Origin of the sequence: Mucilaginibacter hurinus, assembly GCF_003324525.1 — a bacterium.
Taxonomy (GTDB): domain Bacteria; phylum Bacteroidota; class Bacteroidia; order Sphingobacteriales; family Sphingobacteriaceae; genus Mucilaginibacter; species Mucilaginibacter hurinus.
On sequence record NZ_QGDC01000009.1, the window covers coordinates 154997 to 178667 of the forward strand.

At 44.1% G+C, this 23671-nt stretch carries 26 protein-coding genes and 1 tRNA gene; 15 read left to right on the forward strand and 12 right to left on the reverse strand.

Annotated features, from left to right (window positions below; genetic code table 11):
* Window positions 1-282 precede the first annotated feature (282 nt).
* Window positions 283-834, forward strand: coding sequence for an alpha/beta fold hydrolase (locus DJ568_RS15600; protein WP_114006228.1), 552 nt, complete (start codon window positions 283-285; stop codon window positions 832-834).
* A 255-nt stretch (window positions 835-1089) separates the two neighbouring features.
* Here the strand turns inward: DJ568_RS15600 and DJ568_RS15605 are convergent.
* From DJ568_RS15605 to DJ568_RS15630, 6 genes are all read right to left on the reverse strand, one after another.
* A tRNA-Ser gene (locus tag DJ568_RS15605) sits at window positions 1090-1174 on the reverse strand.
* 97 nt (window positions 1175-1271) lie between these two features.
* Window positions 1272-2252, reverse strand: coding sequence for a YihY/virulence factor BrkB family protein (locus DJ568_RS15610; RefSeq protein WP_114006229.1), 981 nt, complete (start codon window positions 2250-2252; stop codon window positions 1272-1274).
* Window positions 2253-2263: 11 nt separating this feature from the next.
* Window positions 2264-2671 (reverse strand): acyl-CoA thioesterase, encoded by a 408-nt coding sequence (locus DJ568_RS15615; RefSeq protein ID WP_114006230.1) that lies wholly within the window; start codon window positions 2669-2671, stop codon window positions 2264-2266.
* Entirely contained in the window at window positions 2671-3726 is a 1056-nt protein-coding gene (gene mltG / locus DJ568_RS15620) for an endolytic transglycosylase MltG (RefSeq protein WP_114006231.1), read from the reverse strand. The genes DJ568_RS15615 and mltG overlap by 1 nt, the downstream gene beginning before the upstream one ends.
* Window positions 3727-3741: 15 nt before the next feature.
* A complete protein-coding gene (locus DJ568_RS15625; protein ID WP_114006232.1) occupies window positions 3742-4047 on the reverse strand; it encodes a rhodanese-like domain-containing protein in 306 nt (101 codons plus the stop codon).
* Window positions 4028-4822, reverse strand: coding sequence for a PASTA domain-containing protein (locus DJ568_RS15630; protein WP_114006233.1), 795 nt, complete (start codon window positions 4820-4822; stop codon window positions 4028-4030). The genes DJ568_RS15625 and DJ568_RS15630 overlap by 20 nt, the downstream gene beginning before the upstream one ends.
* Window positions 4823-5109: 287 nt before the next feature.
* Here DJ568_RS15630 and DJ568_RS15635 point away from each other — a divergent pair, with 287 nt between their 5' ends.
* On the forward strand, window positions 5110-6087 hold the full coding sequence (locus tag DJ568_RS15635) for a D-alanine--D-alanine ligase (RefSeq protein ID WP_114006234.1): 978 nt from the start codon (window positions 5110-5112) through the stop codon (window positions 6085-6087).
* 300 nt (window positions 6088-6387) lie between these two features.
* Here DJ568_RS15635 and DJ568_RS15640 read toward each other — a convergent pair whose 3' ends face one another.
* Together DJ568_RS15640 and DJ568_RS15645 are read right to left on the reverse strand one after the other, a co-directional pair.
* On the reverse strand, window positions 6388-6924 hold the full coding sequence (locus DJ568_RS15640) for a hypothetical protein (RefSeq protein ID WP_114006235.1): 537 nt from the start codon (window positions 6922-6924) through the stop codon (window positions 6388-6390).
* Between the two features lie 50 nt (window positions 6925-6974).
* Window positions 6975-7406, reverse strand: a complete 432-nt coding sequence (locus DJ568_RS15645) for an acyl-CoA thioesterase (protein WP_114006236.1) — start codon at window positions 7404-7406, stop codon at window positions 6975-6977.
* 258 nt (window positions 7407-7664) lie between these two features.
* Here DJ568_RS15645 and rpsO point away from each other — a divergent pair, with 258 nt between their 5' ends.
* The 3 genes from rpsO (at window position 7665) to DJ568_RS15660 (ending at window position 10661) form a co-directional block, all read left to right on the forward strand.
* On the forward strand, window positions 7665-7943 hold the full coding sequence (gene rpsO, locus DJ568_RS15650; protein WP_114006237.1) for a 30S ribosomal protein S15: 279 nt from the start codon (window positions 7665-7667) through the stop codon (window positions 7941-7943).
* Window positions 7944-8076: 133 nt separating this feature from the next.
* The gene (gene pnp / locus DJ568_RS15655) at window positions 8077-10203 is read left to right on the forward strand and encodes a polyribonucleotide nucleotidyltransferase (protein ID WP_114006238.1); all 2127 of its coding nucleotides are present in this window, start codon (window positions 8077-8079) and stop codon (window positions 10201-10203) included.
* Between the two features lie 185 nt (window positions 10204-10388).
* Window positions 10389-10661, forward strand: coding sequence for a hypothetical protein (locus DJ568_RS15660; RefSeq protein ID WP_114006239.1), 273 nt, complete (start codon window positions 10389-10391; stop codon window positions 10659-10661).
* Window positions 10662-11136: 475 nt separating this feature from the next.
* Here DJ568_RS15660 and DJ568_RS15665 read toward each other — a convergent pair whose 3' ends face one another.
* Complete coding sequence (locus tag DJ568_RS15665) at window positions 11137-12375, reverse strand: hypothetical protein (protein ID WP_114006240.1); 1239 nt, start codon at window positions 12373-12375, stop codon at window positions 11137-11139.
* 203 nt (window positions 12376-12578) lie between these two features.
* Here DJ568_RS15665 and rpe point away from each other — a divergent pair, with 203 nt between their 5' ends.
* From rpe to DJ568_RS17565, 6 genes are all read left to right on the forward strand, one after another.
* A complete protein-coding gene (gene rpe, locus DJ568_RS15670; protein ID WP_114006241.1) occupies window positions 12579-13247 on the forward strand; it encodes a ribulose-phosphate 3-epimerase in 669 nt (222 codons plus the stop codon).
* Between the two features lie 163 nt (window positions 13248-13410).
* Window positions 13411-14478, forward strand: coding sequence for a 3-phosphoserine/phosphohydroxythreonine transaminase (serC, locus tag DJ568_RS15675; RefSeq protein WP_114006242.1), 1068 nt, complete (start codon window positions 13411-13413; stop codon window positions 14476-14478).
* Window positions 14479-14572: 94 nt separating this feature from the next.
* A complete protein-coding gene (locus tag DJ568_RS15680; protein ID WP_199561000.1) occupies window positions 14573-15523 on the forward strand; it encodes a D-2-hydroxyacid dehydrogenase in 951 nt (316 codons plus the stop codon).
* A gap of 405 nt (window positions 15524-15928) precedes the next feature.
* A complete protein-coding gene (locus DJ568_RS15685; RefSeq protein ID WP_114006243.1) occupies window positions 15929-16309 on the forward strand; it encodes a hypothetical protein in 381 nt (126 codons plus the stop codon).
* A gap of 85 nt (window positions 16310-16394) precedes the next feature.
* The gene (locus DJ568_RS17295; RefSeq protein ID WP_158534957.1) at window positions 16395-16550 is read left to right on the forward strand and encodes a hypothetical protein; all 156 of its coding nucleotides are present in this window, start codon (window positions 16395-16397) and stop codon (window positions 16548-16550) included.
* A 205-nt stretch (window positions 16551-16755) separates the two neighbouring features.
* On the forward strand, window positions 16756-16878 hold the full coding sequence (locus DJ568_RS17565; protein WP_262510686.1) for a hypothetical protein: 123 nt from the start codon (window positions 16756-16758) through the stop codon (window positions 16876-16878).
* Here the strand turns inward: DJ568_RS17565 and DJ568_RS15690 are convergent.
* Genes DJ568_RS15690 through DJ568_RS15700 form a run of 3 tightly spaced genes read right to left on the reverse strand, consistent with a single transcriptional unit; the run spans window position 16873 to window position 19626 of the window.
* Complete coding sequence (locus DJ568_RS15690; protein WP_114006244.1) at window positions 16873-18264, reverse strand: MBL fold metallo-hydrolase; 1392 nt, start codon at window positions 18262-18264, stop codon at window positions 16873-16875. The two genes, DJ568_RS17565 and DJ568_RS15690, sit on opposite strands and share 6 nt — an antisense overlap.
* 34 nt (window positions 18265-18298) lie before the next feature.
* On the reverse strand, window positions 18299-18844 hold the full coding sequence (locus DJ568_RS15695; protein WP_199561001.1) for a hypothetical protein: 546 nt from the start codon (window positions 18842-18844) through the stop codon (window positions 18299-18301).
* Between the two features lie 5 nt (window positions 18845-18849).
* A complete protein-coding gene (locus DJ568_RS15700) occupies window positions 18850-19626 on the reverse strand; it encodes an SAM hydrolase/SAM-dependent halogenase family protein (protein WP_114006245.1) in 777 nt (258 codons plus the stop codon).
* A gap of 100 nt (window positions 19627-19726) precedes the next feature.
* On the opposite strand from DJ568_RS15700, the gene DJ568_RS15705 reads away from it, so the two are divergent.
* The 4 genes from DJ568_RS15705 (at window position 19727) to DJ568_RS15720 (ending at window position 23144) form a co-directional block, all read left to right on the forward strand.
* Entirely contained in the window at window positions 19727-20686 is a 960-nt protein-coding gene (locus tag DJ568_RS15705) for a PhoH family protein (RefSeq protein WP_114006246.1), read from the forward strand.
* A 147-nt stretch (window positions 20687-20833) separates the two neighbouring features.
* Entirely contained in the window at window positions 20834-21778 is a 945-nt protein-coding gene (locus DJ568_RS15710; protein ID WP_114006247.1) for a phosphoribosylaminoimidazolesuccinocarboxamide synthase, read from the forward strand.
* A gap of 52 nt (window positions 21779-21830) precedes the next feature.
* Complete coding sequence (locus DJ568_RS15715) at window positions 21831-22208, forward strand: STAS domain-containing protein (RefSeq protein WP_114006248.1); 378 nt, start codon at window positions 21831-21833, stop codon at window positions 22206-22208.
* A 21-nt stretch (window positions 22209-22229) separates the two neighbouring features.
* Complete coding sequence (locus tag DJ568_RS15720; RefSeq protein ID WP_114006249.1) at window positions 22230-23144, forward strand: ribonuclease Z; 915 nt, start codon at window positions 22230-22232, stop codon at window positions 23142-23144.
* The last annotated feature ends 527 nt before the right edge of the window (window positions 23145-23671 follow it).

Consider the following 23671-nt stretch of genomic DNA (forward strand, 5'->3'; position numbering starts at 1 on the left):
GATGCTTTATTTTCACGCCTTTGTTCCGTGTTTTGTCTCACCGTTAGCAGGCGGTAATGAAGCACTGCCTGCGCTTATCCTGCGCAAGGTATGGGTATGCGGATACTGCAAGTTACACAATGGTTAATGGGTGGGGATGTGTGTGGGCATGTTGTATATTGGAAGGCAGACCGTGTAAGATTTTCTACCTGTAATGACGCGTTTGCCCCTTAAAGTTGTCGTCTTTCACACTTAAATATTATAAGCCGATCATTTATTTTCGTATTTGAAGCATCAACAAAAATGGGTACTAAAAAACAGGTGTTATTTATTCAAGGCGGAGGCGACGACGGTTATACGGCTGACGCGAAGATGGTATCTGCTTTTGAGAAAGCATTAGGAAGTGACTATGAGGTACATTATCCGCGTTTGGAAAGTGATGACACCGCACCCGATTTTGGCTGGCCAAGCCAGATTGGAAGAAAGATTGACGAGCTAAAAGAAGGTGCTATACTGATCGCACATTCTGTTGGCGCTTCGCTGCTTTTAAAGTATCTTTCTGAAAATAGTATTTCCAAAAAAATATCCGGTATTTTTTTGATTGCTACACCGTTCTGGAGTGGGGATGAGGAATGGAAGCAAGGATTAAAACTTTCTGAAGATTTCCCCCAACACCTTCCCCAAGATATTCCGCTGTTCTTTTATCACTGCCAGGATGACGAAGAAGTTCCTTTTAAACAGCTTACCGCTTACCGGGAAAAGCATCCCACGGCTACTTACCGAAAAGTTAGCAAAGGCGGACATCAACTCGAAAACAACCTTGATGTTATTATCAGGGACATTAAAGAAAGATAAGTTTTGTATTTGTACGAGCGGCAGATGGTGAGGCAGTAACAAAGCGATCTGACAAATCCTATCCGATATGTACAGTGGTCTAAGCCGGCTACGGTAAATTATGGCTGAATGGAATTAATTTTAGCAAGAAACATAAACAGGTAGATTTTAGAGTCTGGTTGGCTGTCCCTTGATCTGTAATTGAAGATCCCGGTGTTGGATAGTCGGTATTATTATAAAAACGAAAAGCACTGATTTCAGTGCTTTTTGTTTTTGCGGAGAGTTAGGGATTCGAACCCCAGGACCTGTTACAGTCAACAGTTTTCAAGACTGCCGCAATCGACCACTCTGCCAACTCTCCGGGGACAAAAGTACAAAACCGGCCCAAATTGGCAAGCGGTAATGTTAAAAAAATTTAAATAATTTGTTTGGCATGTAACCAATTGTAAGTCATTGCGTTACTTGCCGTCGGGCGATTGCGGGAGGTTTTTAAAGGTATTGAATACCGGTTTTACGATCTTGATATTGCGCTTGGAAAGGTCGACACTGGCGTTTAGTTCAAACCCTATAAGGATAACCAGCGAGTTAATGTACATCCATATCATTACCACTATAAGCGTACCTATGGAGCCATATACTTTATTGTATGAGGCAAAATTGTTGATGTAATACGTAAAACCTACCGAAGTTAATATAGCCAGCAAGGTAGCCAGTACCGAGCCGGGGTTTATAAACTTCCAGCGCTGCTTGTGCGCTGGGCCGTACCGGTACAGTATAGACAGCGTTACAAAAAATATAACTACCACAATAAGCCACCGCGACAGGGTAAATACATACGGCCAAAACTCGCTGGTGGTAAACAGGAGTTCCTGCAAAAATTTAAGTACTATTTGCCCGCCCATCATGATGATGATGGCAACAAACATACTGAAGCTGATTACCAGCGTTAGCAGCAAGGCCACCCAGCGCCGTTTTAGCCAGCTGCGCGTTTCGAGCTGCAGGGATGATTTATTGAAGGCTTCCATCAGGTTATTCATGCCGTTGGTGGCAAAGTATAAGGCCGACAGGAAACCAAACGACAGTAACTTTGAGTTTTGCTTGGTAACAATATCAACAATGGTGTTTTGAAAAGCCTCATAAGCCTTTGTAGGCAATATCAGCTGTATGAGATCCAGCATCGTTCGCTGAAAATTTTCAAAAGGGATATAAGGGATCAGCGTGAACAGGAAGATAAGCGCCGGGAAAACGGCCAGCATAAAACTAAATGCCAGTGACGATGCTCTGTTACCCAGCGACCGCTGCTCTATCTCCAGGATAAAAAAAACAACTACGGTATACAGGGGCAGGGGGGCAAACCCGGGCAACACCACTTTTTTTGACCACCGTACTATATACCGGTAAAAAACAAATCGGAGTAAAAAGTGATGGACGGCTTTCATTCAGCGCAAATTTACGCAAAAAAAGATTTTAACTTTTCGGTAAGCTCTTTAGGCGCAACGCAGGGTCGGTTGGTTTTCATGTTAACAAATACCAGTAGGGTTTCGCCAACATGCAACAGCTCTTCCTTTTCATTATAAATGTGGTAAACAAAGCGGATTTTTACGCGGGGCATCTCTTCCATGGTGGTTTTGATGGTGATCTCCTCGTCATACCGGGCGGCCTTAAGGTATTTGCACTTCATTTCCATTACGGGCATCATCACACCTTCTTCTTCCATTGAGCGATAGGTCATGCCCAGGCTGCGCAGCATCTCAACACGGGCCACCTCAAAAAACTCGGCATAGTTGCCGTAGTACACATAACCCATCTGGTCGGTTTCGCCGTAGCGTACGCGTAGTTTGGTGGTATGCTCAAACATTATCTTTTGATGTTGCGTTCGTTAAGCGCCTGCTGAAACTTGCGCGCATTTTTTAAATGCTCAGCTTCGTTAGTGGCAAAGTTATGATAGCCCGAAAAATCTTCTTTGGCGCACATGTAAATGTAATTGTTCTTTTGATGATCAAGCACGGCGTTTACCGCGTTTTTTGATGGCATCATGATGGGGCCCGGTGGCAGGCCCGTATACAGGTAAGTATTGTAAGGCGAGTTGTAGGTAAGGTAACGCCTTAATACCCGTTTAATGGTAAAATCCTGCATAGCAAATATTACGGTAGGGTCGGCCTGCAGCAGGCGGCCCATTTTTAGGCGGTTTAGATATAGGCCGGCAATTATGGGCATTTCATCATCATGCAGCGCCTCGGCATCCACTATAGAGGCCAGTACAGATACCTGGGGCGGGGTAAGGTTTATTGCCGCTGCCTTGGCTTTACGTTCTTCTGTCCAAAATTTTTGATAGTGGCCATACATCTTCTCAAAAAACTTATCGGCAGGCGTATTCCAGTAAAACTCGTACGAGTCGGGCATAAATACGGTGTAAACGTTGTCTGTAGTAAAACCATAGCGTTCTACAAAAGCGGCCGAATCAAGCAGGTTAATAATTGAGGCAGAATCGGGCTCCAGTTGTTTGGCAATAAAGGCTGCAAACTGCTGCTTTTGCCTGATGTTTCTGAAAGTTACTTTCACCGGCTCCTGCGTGCCCGATTTTAAACGGTTGATAAGGTTGCGGTTGCTCATGCCTTTTTCAAGCTTGTATCTGCCCGGTTTTACCTTATTTACATATTCCATGTTATGTGCCGTCCACATAAACGAGGTGGTATCTTTAACAATACCCTGTTCACGTATGGTTTGGTACACATCGGTAAAACCCGACCCTGTTTTTATGTATAGATACTCCTGCTTATCGGTAACATTGGCGCCAAAAAATTTAAGGTAGTAGTTAACGCCTGTTACACCCAATGCTATAATTAAAATAACAACTAAAGCGATAATGAATTTTTTGATGGTGCCTGATGAAGATGTTTTTTCCTGGTCCATTTTATAAGTGGAATGTTATAATAATTTTTGAATGGCGATTAGCCCGCCGGTTAAATTTTTTACGTTTTGATAGCCATGCTGCTGTAATATAGCCTGCGCGGTACGGCTGCGTATGCCGGCCTTGCAAATAACAATCAGCTCATCGGTTTTGTTGTAACCAAAATCATCAACCTTACCGGGCAGCACAGATAGGGGAATATTGGCGCCGCCAATATTATACGTATGGTATTCAATTTGCTCCCTAACGTCAATAATTACGGGCTTTTCGCCTTTGCCAAGGCGCTCAGTAAGTTCGGCCGCACTAATCGACAGGCTGCTCATTGGTAACAGTTCCTCCCTGCGATACAGTTATGTTAATGAGTGTGCCTATGCTTGTTTTGCTGGTTGAGTCGGTACGCATGGGTGATTGGGCCACTACCACTACGTTAGTGGAGTCGGTTATTTCGCCCTCATAGGTAACCGTGCCCAACGCTAAGCCTGCGCCGCGTATGGCAAAGCGTGCGGCATCAAGGTCCTGGTTAAGCAGGTCGGGTATCTCCACTTCACTGGCGCCGGCGCCATCGCCAAGCACCAGGTCGAGGTATGAGCCCTTCGGTATTTTAGTGCCGGCGGTTATTACACGGCCGCTTAGTCGCACTTCAAGCACGCGGTCGCGGGCAATGTCTGAGCGGTAAATGGTATCGCCCAGCTTTAACCCGTAATTTCCTAATATTGATATGGCTTCGCGGTAATTGCTTTGTTCCAGGTCGGGCAGGGCAACGGTAGGCGCCAGTTGGGTAACCATGGTAAGGTATATTACGCGGTTCTCTTTTACGTTGGTACCGGCATCAGGGTCCTGCTCAATAACGGTGCCGGGCAACTGGTTTGATATGTACACCGAATCAACCTGGTATTGAAAACCTTGCTCTTCAAGCACGCTGATGGCTTTGGCAATGTCCATGCCCTTAAGGCTGGGTACCGGTATGCCCGATCCGTGGCGGGTATAATAGCTTAAGCTAAAAAAAGCGATCATCACCACGGTAAAAACGGTGGCGGCCGCCAGCAAAATAGTGTTACGAAATGAAGAGGTTTTTAAGTAAGCCCAGAATTTACTCATCTTTTATATATCGGGGTAAAGCAATCAGCTATCAAACATAGGTGAAAAATTTTAATTTTTTAGGGTTAAAGTCGGAAAGTCCGCGAGTCGGAAAGTCCGGAAAGATGATGCTACAGTTTGCCATAATTTATATAGTGCAAAGTCTTAAAGTCCGCAAGTCCGGAAAGATGCTGCGATAATTAACTATATTACATACAGATCCAAAATGGTTCTGGACTTTTGTACTTCGGACTTTCAGGGTCATCGGTTTTTCCACTTCCCCCGCAAAAAACTATATTTGAAAACGTATGACAACTAAAAACATTGCACTGCTGGCCGGCGGATATTCCGGCGAATACGAAGTATCACTTAACAGCGCCAAAAACATTGCCTCCAGTTTAAATGCATCAAAATATAAAGTATACACCATATTGCTTAACAGGCAACGCTGGGTATATGAAGCTGCCGGGGGTATGGTTGATGTGGATAAAAACGACTTTAGCATAACCCTTAACGGCGAAAAGATAAAATTCGACTTCGCTTTTATCACTATACACGGCACCCCCGGCGAAGACGGAAAGCTGCAGGGGTACTTTGATATGCTGGGCATACCCTACAACACCTGCGACTCAACCACCTCGGCAATTACCATGAACAAGGCATATACAAAAGCCATAGTGCATGATGTGCCCAACCTGCATACCGCGCGCTCAATAAAGTTGTTGAAAAACGATTTGCATGATGTGGCTACCATTGCATCGGCACTAAAGTTTCCGCTGTTTATAAAGCCCAATAACGGCGGCAGCAGTGTAGGCATGAGCAAAGTTTATAATGCTGCCGCTTTACCCGAAGCGCTCGAAAAGGCTTTCCGCGAGGATGACCAGGTACTGGTTGAAGAGTTTATACAGGGCCGGGAGTTTAGCCAGGGCATAGCGCGCCTGCATGGCAAAATAACTGTACTGCCGGCAACTGAAATAAAAAGCTCAAAGGATTTTTTTGATTACGAAGCCAAGTACACGCCAGGTGTTTCGGAAGAAATTACCCCGGCGGATATACCTGCAGATAAGGCCACACAAATAGCCGGCATACTCACTGAAGTATACATTCGCCTTAACTGCCGAGGCATGGTACGCATCGATTTTATTTTACAGGAAGGCACCAACGACTTTTATTTTATCGAGGTGAACACCACGCCCGGCCAGTCGGCCAATAGCCTGATACCACAGCAGGTACGTGCCGCCGGTATGGATGTTGGCGAGTTTTACGGGATGCTGATAGAGGGTTAAGAGGGTGAATGGGTGAGTAGTGAGTAGTGAGTAGTGAGTAGTGAGTAGTGAGTAGTGAGCAGTGGGTGGGTGCGTTCTTCTATCCTTTAGCGCCTCACCCTTTAGCGGTGGGGTAATTTGCAGCTTCGTGCAACCCCTCTCCAATGGAGAGGGTAGTACAGGCAGCGCATTATCACTGTAGTTTATAGCGAGGTTGGTAGGCGAAGCGGCCTCACCCATGAATAGTAGTGTCTACTTGCAATATACTATAAACCCTCTCCAATGGAGAGGGTGGCACAGGCAGTGCGTTTATTACTGATGTTAATGGGTAAGGCTTAGATTATTACTAATGTCAAATTCTTTGGGAATTGGTTGCCGCATACGGGAGATGCGCTGTGCTTTGCCGTACTTTCTATTGTGACTACGGCTTGCATCACCATCTAAAAATTTTGTTGTTCCGGTATCCAAATGGTAAATGGCGGTTTGCTGGTTTTTCCTGCCAAGTGCGCTGGCCTCGGCTTCATCTTCAACAATGTACGAGGCATCCCAGTAAAAAACACCCTCATAGAGCCAGCCGCCCATAACGCCTGTGGTTTTGTCAGCAATACGTATTACTTTTAGCAAGCCCTCATCGCCTACACTATTTTTTGTTTCCAGCATGCCCACAACCCATCCGTGGGTAACAAATTTTAAATCGGCGCTATAAATGGTGAAGCCATCGGGGTTTTGTTCGGCTATCTTCTTTATCTGCGCCATCCGCACCGCGGTATTATCCTTTATCTGCTCTGGCTTGTCTTTTGAACAGGATAGCAAAAAAGAGCCGGCAACGATAGTCCAGAATAATAAAAGTTTCTTCATGTAGCTAATATAGTATTATATAATGCCACATAAAAAACATAAACAGTTGCTTACCCGGCCACAAACTGTGTGTAGTGCACAATAATATCTTCGGGGATAGTTAAGCTTTTGCCCGTCTTCATATCAATCATTACAAAATCAAACCAGCCGTCGGCGCTTACCTTGCCTGATGCTTTTATAACAATGCTGAATCTTACGCGGCAACTTTTTTTACTGATGTCTTCAACGCTGGTTTGTACAATAAAATAATCGCCCATCAGCAGGGGGCGCTTGTATACTATATGTACAGCACGTACCAGCCAGCCTAAACCACGCTGCAAAAACGCCTCCATGCTCATGCCGTAGTTCACGTCCATTTGTTCATACCGGGCTGCCTGCACGTAGTCAAAATATTTGCTGTTATGCACATGCTGGTACATGTCAATATCGTCAGGGCGTACGCGTAGTTCGGTTTCAAAGGTTTTGTAGGTAGTGGCAGTCATATGTTATTCAAAAACAATGGGGTATTAAATTGTTTGTAAATTTAGCAGTTATTGCTACGACATGAAAATAGCCGACAAACGTGCCAGGCTGCGAATGCCTGGCGTCTCGCCCGGGGTAGTAGAGCGGTATAATAGTCAGTCACTAAACCAACACTCATTCACTCGGTAATAATTCTCCCTTGCACATCACAAATAATAAACTTATCTTTGCACCCACAATTAACAAAATTATTTAACAGCTTTAATATTATTCAAGTAATGTATTTAAGTACCGAAGCGAAACAAGAAATTTTCGCAAAACATGGTAAAAGCGCTGCTGATACCGGCTCAACCGAAGGACAGGTTGCATTATTCACTTATCGTATTGCACACTTAACAGGTCACCTGAAAAAGAACAAGCACGATTTTTCAACCCAGCTTTCGCTTCAAAAATTAGTAGGTAAACGCCGTGCGTTGCTTGCCTACCTGTACAAAAAAGATATTGAAAGGTATCGTGCTATCATCAAGGCTTTATCGCTAAGGGATATCATCAAATAATATGTACTAAATTTTTTTAAAAAGCCGTCTCAGATTTTAGGAGATGGCTTTTTTACTTTTGAAACAATATTTTACACACATAACAAAACCGGTGCGCTCCCGAAGATGAAAAGCGTACCAAAAACACAAAAAGATGAGTTTAAACGTAATTAAAAAGGTTATTGATTTAGGTGACGGCCGCACCATTGAGATCGAAACCGGAAAACTGGCCAAACAAGCCGATGGCTCGGTAGTAATTAAGCAAGGCGATACCATGTTACTGGCTACAGTAGTATCATCGCCCGAAGCAAAAGAAGGAGTTGATTTTTTACCATTATCTGTTGACTACCAGGAGAAATACGCCGCTACCGGCCGTATACCGGGTGGCTTTTTACGCCGCGAGGCACGTTTATCAGACTATGAGGTTTTAATTTCGCGTTTGGTTGACCGTGCATTACGCCCGCTATTTCCTGAAGATTACCATGCTGACACGCAGGTGATGATTTCATTGATATCTGCTGATAAAGACATTATGCCTGATGCACTTGCCGGTTTGGCAGCGTCAGCAGCCTTGTCTGTTTCTGATATACCGTTTAACGGACCTATATCTGAGGTGCGTGTGGCTAAAATTGATGGCCAGCTGGTTATTAACCCTACGCTTAGCCAGTTAGCTAACGCAACTTTGGAGTTTATTGTTGCCGGCAGCGAGAATGACATCAACATGGTTGAAGGCGAGTCTGCCGAGATACAGGAAGCTGAACTTGTTGAGGCTATTAAGTTTGCACATAACGCCATTAAAGATCATTGCCGTGTACAAAAAGAGTTAACTGCCGAAGTTGGTAAAACCGAAAAACGTACCTACAACCACGAGCATAGCAACGAAGAGCTTAAAAAAGCTATTTACGCTGCTACTTATGATCAGGTTTATGCTATAGCAGCTTCTGCATCAGCAAAAGAGGAGCGTGCTGCTAAATTTAAAGCTGTACGTGATGCTTATATTGAAACATTAGGCGAGATTGATGATATTACAAAAGGCCTGGCAAAAAAATACTACCATGATGTGGAGTACGATGCTATACGTAACCTTGTATTAGATGAAGGCAAACGTTTAGACGGCCGTAATACCAAACAAATACGCCCTATATGGAGCGAGGTAGGTTACCTGCCATCGGCACACGGTTCGGCGGTATTTACCCGCGGCGAAACGCAATCGTTAACTACGGTTACGCTGGGTGCCAAAGATGATGAGCAGATGATTGATGGCGCTTTCATTAACGGTTACAACAAATTCCTGTTGCATTATAACTTCCCAGGTTTCTCAACCGGCGAGGTTCGCCCTAACAGGGGAGCCGGCCGCCGCGAGATCGGTCACGGTAACCTGGCTATGCGGTCGTTAAAACGCGTTTTACCTGCCGACGATGAAAATCCATATACAATTCGCGTTGTTTCTGATATCCTTGAGTCTAACGGTTCATCATCAATGGCTACGGTTTGTGCCGGTACATTGGCCCTGATGGATGCAGGTGTTAAAATTTCGGCGCCGGTATCAGGTATTGCTATGGGCCTTATCACTAACGAGGGTGGCGACAAATATGCAATCCTATCAGATATTTTAGGTGATGAAGATCACTTGGGTGATATGGACTTTAAAGTTACCGGTACTGCAAAAGGTATAGTTGCTGTACAAATGGACCTTAAAATCAATGGCCTTTCATACGAAGTATTGAGCAACGCGTTAGACCAGGCTAAAGAGGGTCGTTTGCACATTTTAGGTGAGATGGCTAAAACCATACAGGCACCGCGCGAAGATTATAAACCACACGCGCCGCGCATTATCACCATTAAAATTGATAAAGAATACATTGGCGCCGTAATTGGTCCCGGTGGTAAAATTATCCAGGAGATGCAGCGTGAAACAGGTGCAACCATTTCTATCGAAGAAGTGGGCAACCAGGGTATCGTGCAGATATTTGCCGATAACAAAGAAGCGATTGATAAAGCCGTTACACGCATTAAAAACATTGCCTCTAAACCCGAGGTAGGCGAGATATACGAAGGCAAAGTAAAATCAATTATGCCTTTTGGTGCATTTGTTGAAATTATGCCCGGTAAAGATGGCCTGCTGCACATATCAGAAATTGACCACAAGCGCTTTGAAAGCATGGACGGAATATTCCAGGTTGGCGATGAAGTGCGCGTGAAGTTGCTGGATATTGACAAGCAAGGTAAATTGAAACTATCGCGCAAGGCATTATTGCCAAAGCCAGAGGCAACAAACTAAGCCCTGTTTGTACTTAATACACTAAGCGAAAAACCCTCGAAATGAGGGTTTTTTGCTTATAAATGCATTTTTTTGTTTTTTTGTTCAAAAATTTAAAACAAAAACTGTCGGTTTAAACTTATAAAATCGTTAAAGTGTATAGTGTTAAATAACGATGCGTATTAGCCCGGTCCCTTTTTTTGATAATGACGTCCACGCCGCTTGATCCGTTAGGTTTTCTGCATAGTAATCCTTCGGGTATAAAATCCGATGCGCAGACTGATTTGGTGCAGCTGCTGTTATACGAGATTATCCGCGTAAAGGATCTTATTGTGTACTATGAATCCATCCCCAACGGGGGAGGGCAACTTGGCGCGTCTATACTGAACGAACTGGTTACCGAGGCCTACAGCTCACTCGTGAATTACGATACCGTGCTGATGAAGAAGTATTATGATCTGCTGCTGAATTGTGATTGATTTGCGGTTTGCCGTTCACGGATCATAGTTCATAGTCCATAGTCCATAGTCCATGGTTCATAGTTCATAGTCCATGGTTCATAGTCCATGGTCCATAGTCCATGGTTATAGCTCTCTTTCCTGGCTTGCGCGATGCGCACCTGTTAAACCAGCTTTAGGACTATCTTCCATTTAATTACGTCTTTGCGAACGAAGGCGAAGCAATCTCTTTACATAGGTAAGGATGCATAGCTTAATCCCATTACTGGTTTAAGTGTTAAGCGAAACGTCACTTAAATCATTTCATAACAAAAGAGTACTCTGTCCTGGTAAGCACCGGATCATTTACAAAAAGAGAGCTTTAGGACGATCTTCTATTCAAGCGACGTCTTTGCGAGCTAAAGCGAAGCAATCTCTCCAGGCAGTTAAGGAATGCATAGCTTCAGCGATTGCTTCGTTTTTCGCAAAGACGTTTTTATTGGCTCAGGGGTTATTGTTATTCGCAAAGCGAATATTTATAGATCTTGTTATCAAATCCTGTATAAATATCCCGGTTATTATTCAATGCTATATGTTCTCCCTCATTGCTTACAGACCAAACAGTAGAGCCGGCAGCATTAAAGCGAGTTAAATTGCGATCTTTATTAAGGGTAAACCAGTTACCGGCATTATCAAAAACTATGTTAGAATAAGTAGCAAGCGTGTTACTCCATAATTGCTGGCCTGATGAACTAAATTTAGTTATAAATTCATTATGATCGTCAGATGTCAGCACAAATGGATTTTCGTTAGCGTCAAGATAAATAGAAGACTTGATACCCGATTCGTACTGACCCGGAACGTATTTCACCCATACAAAATTGCCTGAGGCGTCCAACTTTAATAAATACGTATATGCTCCTTTCACTGATTCGGGTAAGTTGATATGTTGAACAGCCGGTCCGTCATCAAAATCGGTATTTTTATCTTCCGATGAATTCATTGCGTAAATACTGCCTGATGCTGCGGCACTCATATCACCAATGTCAAATGGTTTCTCAAAATCAACTGTGCGCGTAATTAAATTGTACTTTGAAAAGGTAGGGGCATACGGCCAGCTGCTTTCCGAAGTAACACCATAAGCATTACCATTAATATCGTATCCTTTAAAATTTGTGGAACCCACAAAGGGGCCTTCGGTGTTTGGAAATACAGGCTCAATAGCACCAGCAGTATTAATTATGTAGGTGTTATAGCGTCCGCCAAGCTGGCGATGGTGCCAATATATAGAAATGTATACGCGTTGGTCATTATCAACTTCCAGTTTCTGATAGTTGCCACCCCAAAAGTCAAGCTCGTGGCCCAAACCCATAATATGTTTTGCCCAAATAAACTCTTTTTGGGCGTTCATTTTTATTACTATAAATCCTCCGCCTTTTACCATGCTAACACCCGGTCCCGGATCAGCATCTACCTCGGCAATGTCTCGGCCAACCATGCAGCCAACGTACACGTTCCCGGCAGTGTCTGATGCCAGCCGGCGTACATTTATATGATCATCAAAAATAACCTCCCACTTAAGCACAGGCTGGCCATTACATACAGGCTGCACTTCAACGATGGTATCGCCGGGTATAGTGTCTGCCCCTGTCCGTGTCGTATCGCCGGGCGGCAAAATATCTGCCTGGCGTGCTTTTTTACAAGAGGCATGAACAAGGCATAAAAGTGCCAAAGCGAACAACTGTTTAATATTCATAATTCATTGGTTTGCTATAATTAAGTTCAGGTTTAAGATGATAAAATATCCAATATTCCATAAAGTTACTTTTATATACTACGCATCTACAATAAAGACAGGGCAACCAATCGATTATTAATCATTATTTACATATAGCCTGACCGTAATAACTTTTACCAACAATTCCCTAATCACAAACGGCAAATTACTAAATTTGCGGCATGAGCCACTTAATAGCCCCTTCAATATTATCAGCTGATTTTGCAAACCTGCAGCGCGACCTGGAAATGATAAACAAGAGCGAGGCCGACTGGGTGCATGTGGATATTATGGATGGGATGTTTGTGCCCAATATCTCTTTTGGTTTCCCGGTGGTGCATGCGGCTAACAAACATAGCACAAAGCCGCTTGATGTACACCTGATGATTGTTGACCCCGACCGTTATTTAAAGGCTTTTAAAGATGCCGGCGCTGCTAACATTACCGTGCACATTGAGGCCTGTACACACCTGCACCGCACCATACAAACCATACGCGATCTGGGATGCAGCGCAGGGGTGGCCCTTAACCCGCATACGCCTGTTGCAGCTTTAGAAGATATTATTGCCGATATTGATTTGGTTGCCTTAATGTCGGTTAACCCAGGTTTTGGTGGCCAGAAGTTTATACACAATACCTACAAAAAAATAAAAGAGTTAAAAAAGCTTGCCGAATACAATAACCCCGGCCTGTTTATTGAAATAGACGGGGGCGTGGATATAACCAACGCAGCTAAACTGGTTGACGCTGGCGCTAACGTACTGGTAGCCGGTAATTCGGTATTCTCATCGCCTAATCAGTTATCGGCCGTAGCCGGCTTAAAGCATGCGCATCTGATGCACAAAGCCTGATTCTTGGGTCACAAAGTCAAAAATCTTTATTTGTTAAACAAGTGTCTCTTTTTTTAAAAAAGATGCAAAATAAGGCTGTAAACATTATCAAAATACCTAACTTCGGCGCTTGTAAGGATACAGGGTTTAACCAGTGTTCTTAGCGTTAAAATCACTAATTATCATGAAACATAATTTTGGTGCCGGTCCGGGCATTTTACCCCAGGAAGTTTTAAAGCAATCAGCAGAAGCTGTTATCAATTTCAACGGAACAGGGCTTTCTATTCTTGAGATCTCACACCGGTCAAAAGAATTTGAAGCGGTGCTTGACGAAGCCGTTGCGTTGGTTAAAGAGCTGTTTGAAGTACCTGAGGGTTATTCGGTTTTGTTTTTACAGGGAGGCGCCAGCACGCAGTTTGCTATGGTACCATACAACCTGTTAGGCGATGGGCAGAAAGCCGCTTACCTGGAGTCGGGCGTGTGGGCTAATAAGGCCTTAAAAGAGGCTAAGTTTTTTGGCGAGGTAGCCGTAGTAGCATCATCAAAAGAGGCTAACTTTACCTTTATACCAAAAGATTATGAAATACCTGCCGATGCGGCATATTTCCATGTTACCTCAAACAACACCATTTACGGTACGCAATTACACCAGTTCCCTAAATCGCCGGTGCCTATGGTGTGCGATATGTCATCAGATATCTTCAGCCGTAAAATAAACGTTGCCGATTTTGGATTAATATACGCAGGCGCACAAAAAAATATGGGCCCCGCAGGTGTTACCCTGGTGATTGTTAAAAACGAAATTTTAGGCCAGATAGAGCGCAAGATACCTGCCATGCTTAATTACAAGGTGCAGATAGAAGGCGGATCAATGTACAATACGCCGCCGGTATTTGCCATATATGTATCCATGCTTACCCTTAACTGGATAAAAGCTAAAGGTGGTGTTGAAGCCATTGAGCAGGACAACATAGCTAAATCACGCGCACTATATGCCGAGATTGAGCGCAACCCGTTCTTTAAACCTGTTGCAGCTACCGAAGACCGCTCGCATATGAACGTTTGCTTTGTAATGGAAAACCCTGATAACGAAAAGGCTTTCTTGAAACTTTGCGACGAAAAAGGCATAGTAGGCATAAAAGGCCACCGCAGCGTAGGTGGTTTCAGGGCATCAATATACAATGCACTGCCTATAACCAGCGTGCATGTATTAATAGAAGCCATGCAGGAATTTGCCGAAAAAAATAAATAGTGTTAGTAGTTGGAGATTAAAGATTGGTTGTTACTTGTCTTTAATCTTCCAATAACTAATCCCTAATCACAAGTCTCTAATCATTAATAAACACATGATCAAAATATTAGCTAATGATGGTATCGACCCGGCGGGTAAAGCGCTTTTAGAAGGTGCCGGTTTTATTGTAGATACTACTAACATACCGCAGGACGAGTTGCCTGCCCGTTTAAACGAATACGATGCCATAACTGTACGCAGCGCTACCAAAGTACGTGCAGCGCTTATAGATGCTACCCCTAATCTTAAACTGATAGGCCGAGGTGGTGTTGGTGTTGATAATATTGATGTTGAGCATGCCAAGTCAAAAGGCATAGGGGTTTACAATACGCCTGCTTCGTCATCATTGTCTGTTGCCGAACTTGTGTTTGGTCACCTGTATGGCGGTGTGCGCTTTTTGTACGACAGCAATCGCAAAATGCCGGTTGATGGTGCTACTAAATTCAACGATCTGAAAAAGGCTTATGCCAAAGGTGTTGAGCTTCGTGGCAAAACATTAGGTATTTTAGGCTTTGGCCGTATCGGTCGCGAGGTGGCAAAAATTGCCATTGGCGTAGGTATGGAAGTACTGGCTTATGACCTTTTTCCTTTTAACCCTGAGGTTGAGGTGGTATTAGGTGGCGGTACCACAGTTAAAGTAACGGTAAAAACCGCTACGTTTGACGAAGTATTAACCCAGTCGGACTTTATTACCCTACATACCCCGTTTGTCGACAAAGCACTTATCGGTACTGCTGAACTGGAACAAGTTAAAAAAGGCGTTGGCCTGGTTAACTGCTCACGTGGCGGATTGATCGAAGAGTCTGCCTTAATCGCTGCTTTAGATAGCGGTAAAGTAGCATTTGCCGCACTGGATGTGTTTGACAACGAGCCAACCCCAAGCCAGGCAGTATTATCGCATCCAAAAATTTCGCTTACCCCGCACATCGGCGCCGCTACCAACGAAGCGCAAGAGCGTATAGGTGTTGAGCTGGCCAATTTAATTATTGACCATTTTAAAAAATAATATTCCCAAACTTCACAATAGGAGAGCACGGATCACGAAAGTGGTTCGTGCTTTTTTGTTAGGGCTATAAAAGTGTATGCAAGGCAGAGTTAATAGCAGTTACCTATCCGTTCTTCGTTAGGCGTGGAAATGTAACGAAGTAGTGATGGAAGATCCTGCGAAACGGGCTTGAAGCAGCATTGATTAACGTCAGTCTGCTCTTGGCCGCAGAGGCCCATTACTTTTTGTCTTGATACAAAAAGTAACAAAAAAATCAAGTCAGCTGAAAGGCTTCTTTGCCGCACCAGGCCTTTCCCGCAAACCACGCACAACCAGGGCCGGGATCTTTTTGCCCCCATAACTGATGTCTACACTCCCCATCCTTCTGCAAAAATCTCCAATGCCCCGCAGCCGCACAGCCTCGCATTGTTTTGCCTGGTTTCGCCCGAAGCTCCTCAGCAGACAGGGGGAAGTCAAAATTTAAAAGTTAAAATTCAAAATAAAAAGAGCCTGAAGAACAGAGGTTCACCGCAAAAACCGGCATCGGCTGGCACGGGTAGCACTGGCAATGCTTTAGCAATAACTTTAACAGGGTCAGGCGCAGCCGGGAGTTTTCTTTTTGGTACTTTTTCTTTAGCGGAAAAAGAAAAAGTACATCCACTGGCTTTCGGTAAGCACTTTACCGAGCCTAACGAAGCACCGCAGGATGATAGGCGTATAGAGATTGCTTCGTGCCTCGCAATGACGGTTGTATATGATTTTTACTCAAAGATAACGTTGAGCCGGACGAACAGAAGTTCACCTTAAAATCCGGCATCGGCTGGCACGGGTAGTACTAGCAGTGCTTTAGCAATAACTTCAACAGGGTCAGGCGCAGCCGGGAGTTTTCTTTTTGGTACTTTTTCTTTTGCGGGAAAAGAAAAAGTACATCCACTGGCTTTCGGTAAAGCACTTTACCGAGCCTAACGAAGCACCGCAGGATGATAGGCGTATAGAGATTGCTTCGTTCCTCGCAATGACGGTTGTATTTGTAGTTCCAGAAGGTTAATAGGCAGACAGGAAAAATTCAAAAATTCAGAAGTCAAAAAGAGCCTAACGAACAGGGGTTCACCTTAAAAAAAACCGGCATCGGCTGGCACGGGTAGCGCTGGCAGTGCATCAGCAGTAACTTTAACAGGGTCAGGCGCAGCCGGGAGCTTTTTCTTTGGTATCTTTCTTTTTTGCGGAAAAAGAAAAAACTACATCCACCGACGATGATACAGCACACATCCGATCCTAACGAAGCACTGGCTGAACGGTCTAAAGAGATTGCTTCGTACCTCGCAACTACGTTTTTACAGTTGCGGTTTGCCAATTACAAGCCTGCCGGGTTATAACGTATAACTAACCCCTTTCTCAGGTATAGTAACCTCATATCCCTCATCCCTCACTGCAGCAGCAAACGCCTCCATGCTGCTTGCTTCGCCATGCACCAGGAAAACGTTTTTAAGGCGTGATTTATCTTGCGTGCGTATGTTATTAAGCAGGTCGTCGTGGTCGCCGTGGGCGCTGAGTACGTCGGTTTGTTTGATAGTGGCGTAAACGGCCAGGTCGCGGTCTTTAATGTGAACAATAGGGTCGCCGCGCAGCAGGCGGTGGCCAAGGGTGCCTTTGGCACAGTAACCGATGAATAATATGGTGCAGTAGTAGTTTTGTATGTTGTAAAAAAGGTGGTCCTGTATGCGGCCGCCTTCAAGCATCCCGGCAGAAGAAATAATGATGCAAGGCTCAAAATAATTAGATACCTGCCGGCTGTCTTTCAGCGTTTCTACATAAGTAAGGTTATCAAACTCAAACTCATCGCCGCGTTTATTGTAAAAGTCCTGCGCCTCGGCATTAACCAGGTGATGATATTTTCTGAAAATGCCAGTCGCCATTGACGCCATCGGACTATCAACAAATACCTTAACAGGCGGCAGTAAACCACTGGTAAATATCTTGTTAAGCGAGTACACCAAAGATTGTGTGCGGCCGATGCTGAAGGCGGGTATAATCAGCCGCCCTTGCTCTTTAACGCAGCACTTTTCAATAGTCTCTACCAGCACTTCCTCAACCGTTTTGCCCTTGGTGTGGTTGCGGCCACCATAAGTAGCTTCGGTCACCAGGTAATCAACATGCGGCAGCGGTTCGGGGTCATTCAGTACCGGGTAATTTTTGCGGCCTATGTCGCCGGTAAAGGCTATGGTTTTTTCCTCGCCGTTATCGTTCACTTTAAACACGGCCGCCGCTGCGCCTAACAAATGGCCTACCGGAATAAAGGTGAGTTCAACATTGCCGTTAAGGCGAAAGGGTTTATTAAAACCGATGGTAATAAAGCGCTCCACCGTATCCATTACATGTTTTTGCAGGTACAGGGGCTGCGCGCCGGTATTAAATTTGCCCTTGCGGTGCTTACGGCTTTTTTGGGCTTTATTTATAAATATGTTTACCGAGTCAAGCAGTAACAGTTCTGTAAGATCGGCAGTAGGCGGTGTACACAGTATCTGGCCTTCAAAGCCCAGGCGTACCAGCGTTGGCAAATTGCCCGAGTGGTCAATATGTGCATGTGTTAACACCACCACATCAATGTTGGCAGCGTTAAAGGGCAGGTCTTCGTTGCTTTGTATACTACGGTCTTTTTCGTAATCTAAACCGCAATCAATCAGTATCTTATATTGGTCAACCTCAAGCAGGTGCATGCTTCCTGTAACCTGCCGGGCAGCGCCGTGTATAGTTAAATTCATTCAGATGATAATTCATGGTTCGTGGGTCAAAGCCTTAAACTGAACCGGTTTGCCCACTATTTTTAGCCCTTTGTTTTGTTAGCAGTACAAATAGCAGTACACATACACCCAATAATATAATAATGGCAATGGTATGTGTGCGTGTTGTTGTTTGCTGTTCCTGCGCTTGTTCATCAACTTTCGCTTTCAGGTCTTCGTGTTGTTTGCGCAAGCGGTTAATGGTATTAATGTAGGCCAGCCGGTCTTTTTCGCGCTCCTGCACCTGCGTTTGTGCCTGTGTTTGCTGAAAAGTGCGATAGTCGAGCAGTATTTTAAGTTCCTTAAAAATATTGTTGTCCGCCTGTACAATATCCATCAAAATCTCGTTTGAGCGGCGAATGTCTTTTTTGGTTTGCCAGCCGAATATGCCTGTTTTTTTTGTGAGGCTTACGTCATATTGTCCAAACTTTTGTTTCCGCAGGGCAAGCAGGCTGTTTATTTTAGCGCGCTGGTGTTCGTATGCCACCGAATCGGCATTCACCTGCGCATACAAAGGCGCTGCAACAGCGCACAGTATTATAACCAGCCACAGTTTTTTCATGGTAATTATTCAAAATCGATGATTACGCTATCACCCAAATTTAAACCTAATAACCCGCTGGCGTTGCCTTTGTTTATGGCAATTTCCAAATGGTCGCTAATGCCAAAAAGGCAAAGCTTTTCGCCCTCGGGCACTTCATTGTAGTGCCAGCTTAAGTTGTTTATGGTTTCGTTACGCTTAAAGTATAACGTAAAACGCCTGCCTTGCTGTACAGTGTTAAAAAATTCTTTGGTGATGTTGGTTATCACGTTCTGAAAAGAGTCGATGTAAATTACCGCGCCCTTAATTAAATTCTTTTCTACTACGGGCTGCAGGTTCATTTTCTTTTCTATTTCGCTTACCGTCAAACCAATGTCGGTAATGGCGCCGCCTTTGGCCAGGTGGCAGGCCGCTTTAACAAAAATATCGGCCAGCGGAAAATGCAGGAATTTCAAGTCCTGCATTATGTTTATCTCATATATCTCATCCGGGTCGCGGTCAAACATCAGCGAAAAAATACCATTATCGGCTCCTACAAAATAGTGGTTGCTGTAACGCACCGCCAGGTAACGCGTAAACGAATTGTACACCGTATCAATACCTATCAGGTGTACAGTGTTATCCGGAAAGTAATGAAATGTGTTTTTTAAAATAAAGGCCGCCTGCTGTATGTTAAAGGCCGAAACACTGTTGGTAATGTCAACAATATTAACCTCGGGCAACATTTTTAATATACTGCCCTTAAGTGCGGGAAGGTAAATATCCTTATCGCCAAGGTCAGTAGTTAAAGTTATTATTGCCATTAAATTTTTAAATATTTATTGCTAATCTTGTACAAGCGATAAGCGCTACAAATATTCAATTTTTAATTCATAAAAATCAGCAACTAAATATCAATTTGTATTGAACGAAATTAAATTATCTATCGAAAACATTAACCCCGCTGTATTATGGGGGCCTAATAATGATCATTTCGAGATCATTAAAAAGCAATATCCAAAGCTTAAAATTGTTGCCCGGGGTAGTGAGGTTAAAGTATTGGGCGATGAGCACGAGCTGAATGTATTTAATGATAAGTTCAATACTTTGCTGCAGCACGTAGAGAAATACGAAAACCTGAGTATTACCGATATTGAGCGCATATTAGGCTCAAAGGTATCTGCCGCGCCAAGCGCTGATGCACCTGCAGACAAGTTTAACAACTCTGAAGTAATTGTTTTTGGCCCTAACGGTATAATGGTAAAGGCCCGTACGGCCAACCAGCGCCGCATGGTTGACGCCATTGTAAAAAACGATGTGCTGTTTGCCATTGGCCCTGCCGGTACTGGTAAAACGTACACCGCGGTAGCATTGGCGGTGCGCGCGCTAAAAAACAAGGAAATTAAGCGTATTATACTTACACGCCCGGCCGTTGAGGCAGGGGAGAACCTTGGCTTTTTACCCGGCGACCTGAAGGAAAAAATAGACCCTTACCTGCGCCCGCTGTATGACGCCTTGGACGATATGATACCGGCGGAAAAGTTGAAAGTATACCTGGAAAACCGCACCATTGAAATAGCTCCGCTGGCATTTATGCGTGGCCGTACGCTTGACAATTGTTTTGTGATATTGGACGAGGCGCAGAACGCTACCGACATGCAGTTAAAAATGTTTTTAACGCGTATGGGTCCTACAGCCAAATTCATTGTAACCGGCGACGTAACCCAGATTGACCTGCCTAAAAAACAGCAATCCGGCCTGCACACTGCGTTGCGCATATTAACAGATATTAAAGGAATCGAGATAATTTACCTGAGCGGCGAAGACGTGGTAAGGCACAAACTGGTAAAACGGATATTAGAAGCCTACGGGGATATACAGTAATTTTGTATCAAGTATCAAGTAGTTAGTATCAAGTATCAAGGCTGTATTTATTGCTTAATATTGCAAAGGTCCACTTTATAACTATAGACTACTCACTACTTGCTACTCACAACTTGATACTTGCTACTAACTACTTGATACTAAAAAATGAACGCTATAAAAGAAACGCATTTTAACCTTCCGGGGCAAACGTCTTTTTATAAGGGGAAGGTACGTGATGTTTATACAATACACCACAATTACCTGGCGATGGTGGTTACCGACCGTATTTCGGCGTTTGATGTGGTTTTGCCTGAAGCTATACCGTATAAAGGGCAGGTGCTTAACCAGATAGCCGCTAAATTTTTACAGGCCACCGCCGATATTGTACCTAACTGGGTTGTAAGTGTACCTGATCCCAACGTAACTATCGGGCGTATATGTGTGCCTTTTAAGGTTGAAATGGTAATACGGGGCTACCTGGCAGGCCATGCCTGGCGCGAATACAGCGCCGGTAAACGCGAGGTGTGCGGAGTTAGCCTGCCTGAAGGATTAAAGGAAAATGATAAGTTGCCTCAACCTATTATTACCCCCACCACAAAAGCAGCGGTAGGGCATGACGAGGATATATCGCGCGAGGAGATACTGAAGCAAGGCATAGTTGAGCCGGCAGATTACGAACAGCTTGAAAAATATACCCGCGCCTTGTTTGAGCGCGGTACCGAAATAGCAGTAAAACAGGGGCTGATACTGGTTGATACCAAGTATGAGTTTGGCAAAGCCGATGGTACTATTTACCTGATTGATGAGATACACACGCCCGATTCGTCGCGCTACTTTTACAGTGAGGGCTACAACGACCGGCAGCAAAGCGGCGAGCCGCAGAAACAGCTGTCGAAAGAGTTTGTAAGAAAGTGGTTAATTGAAAATGGTTTCCAGGGGAAGGTAGGGCAAACCGTACCGCAAATGACAGCGGAAAAGATTCAATCCATATCTGAAAGATATATAGAACTTTACGAGCAAATTACCGGCGAAAAGTTTGTTAAAGCCGCTGCCGGCGATGTGATAAAACGGGTTGAAGAAAATATAAAAACTGCGATAGCGGAACTATAATTGGTTTTTTCAACTAAAATTGCCTTATATTAGCATTATAATACTATAAACAATGAAATTTGCTGTTGACAAACACGAGAAATATATCCTGGTGAAGCTTAATGAATCAAAGTTAAATTCATTGGTTACCCCTCAGCTTAAATCAGAGCTGATTTTAATTAATACCGAAGGCCAGCGTAATGTTATCCTTGACCTGTCGCAAGTTAAATTTGCTGATTCATCAGGTTTAAGCAGTTTGCTGGTAGGTCATCGCCTTTGCAAAAATGCCGAAGGTTTATTTATACTTACCGGCTTAAACGACGCTGTTTCCCGCCTGGTTACCATTTCGCAGCTGGATAACGTACTTACCATAGTTCCTACCAACGAAGAAGCTATTGACCTTATTTTTATGGAGGAGATAGAAAAAGAATTAAAGCGGGAACTAAAATAGCCTTTCAACTGTTCTCCGGGTATGAGATTTGAAGTTACAATACTTGGAAGCAGTTCGGCCACACCAATTTACAACAGAAATCCTACATCTCAGGCGTTAAATATTAACGATCATCTATACCTGATTGATTGCGGCGAAGGCACGCAGCAACAGATGTTACGTTTTGATATTAAGGCCAGCCGTATAAGTCATATTTTCATCAGCCATTTACATGGCGACCATTACCTGGGTTTAGTTGGCCTGCTATCGTCATTGCATTTAAACGGACGCACCAAGCCGCTGTACCTGTATGGTCCGGCACCGCTTATGGAGATTATTGAGATACAGTTAAAGTATTCAGAAACCACGCTGCAATTCCCCATAACATTTAAAGCCACCGATGCTTCAATAAAAGAAGTGCTGCTGGATAACCAGGACATTATTGTTGAAACTATCCCGCTCCAGCATCGCATAGCTACTACCGGCTTTTTGTTCAGGCAAAAAAAACGGTCGCGTAAGCTCATAAAAGAGCGTATTGACCAGCTGGCTATCCCGGTGCCATACTTTTCTGCATTAAAAAAAGGCGCAGACTACACCGCTCCTGACGGTACCATTCATAAAAACGACACCCTTACCCTTGATCCCGACGAGCCCAGGAGCTACGCCTATTGTTCAGATACCTTATATGGCGAAAGCTACTTTGACCAAATCACTGATGCCACAGTACTATATCACGAGGCGACATTTTTACATGCCATGATTGACAGGGCAAATGATACCCACCACACCACCGCCCTGCAGGCAGGGGAGGCTGCCCTTAAAACCAACGCGAAAAAGCTGTTGATAGGCCACTTCTCAGCCCGCTATAAAAACTTAATTGAGCTGCTTGACGAGGCCCGCAGCATATTCCCTAATACTGAGTTAGCCATAGAGGGGAAGACGTTTGTTATAGAATAGACTGAGGGAGTTGTTGAACTGTTAACAAGCATTAACATGCGGTGGTTCGCTGTCATTGGCAAGTGTATAATTAATGCCAGTGGATGTACTTTTTCTTTTCCCAATTAATAAATCGTCATTGCGAGAAACGAAGCAATCTCTTTATGCACGTCATCCCTGCGGTGCTTCGTTAGGCTTGGTAAAGTGCGTTACAGAAAGCCAGTGCATGTACTTTCTTTTTTTCCGCTAAAAAGAAAGTACCAAAGAAAAAACTCCCGGCTGCGCCTGGCCCTGTTAAAGTCACTGCTAATGCACTGCCGGTGCTACCCGGGCCAGCCGATGCCGATTTAAGGTGAACTTCTGTTCGTCAGGCTCAATACTCTTCCGTTATAGCCTAAAATCCTACACAAACCGTCATTGCTGTAAAGGTCAGATAATTCGGCAATGGAATTAGCTTTAACAAATAAAGCTATAGTTATGCGCAACAATAATAATGACCTTACATTAAAACGTAATTATCTAAGTAAATATCGTTTTCTTATTAGTGA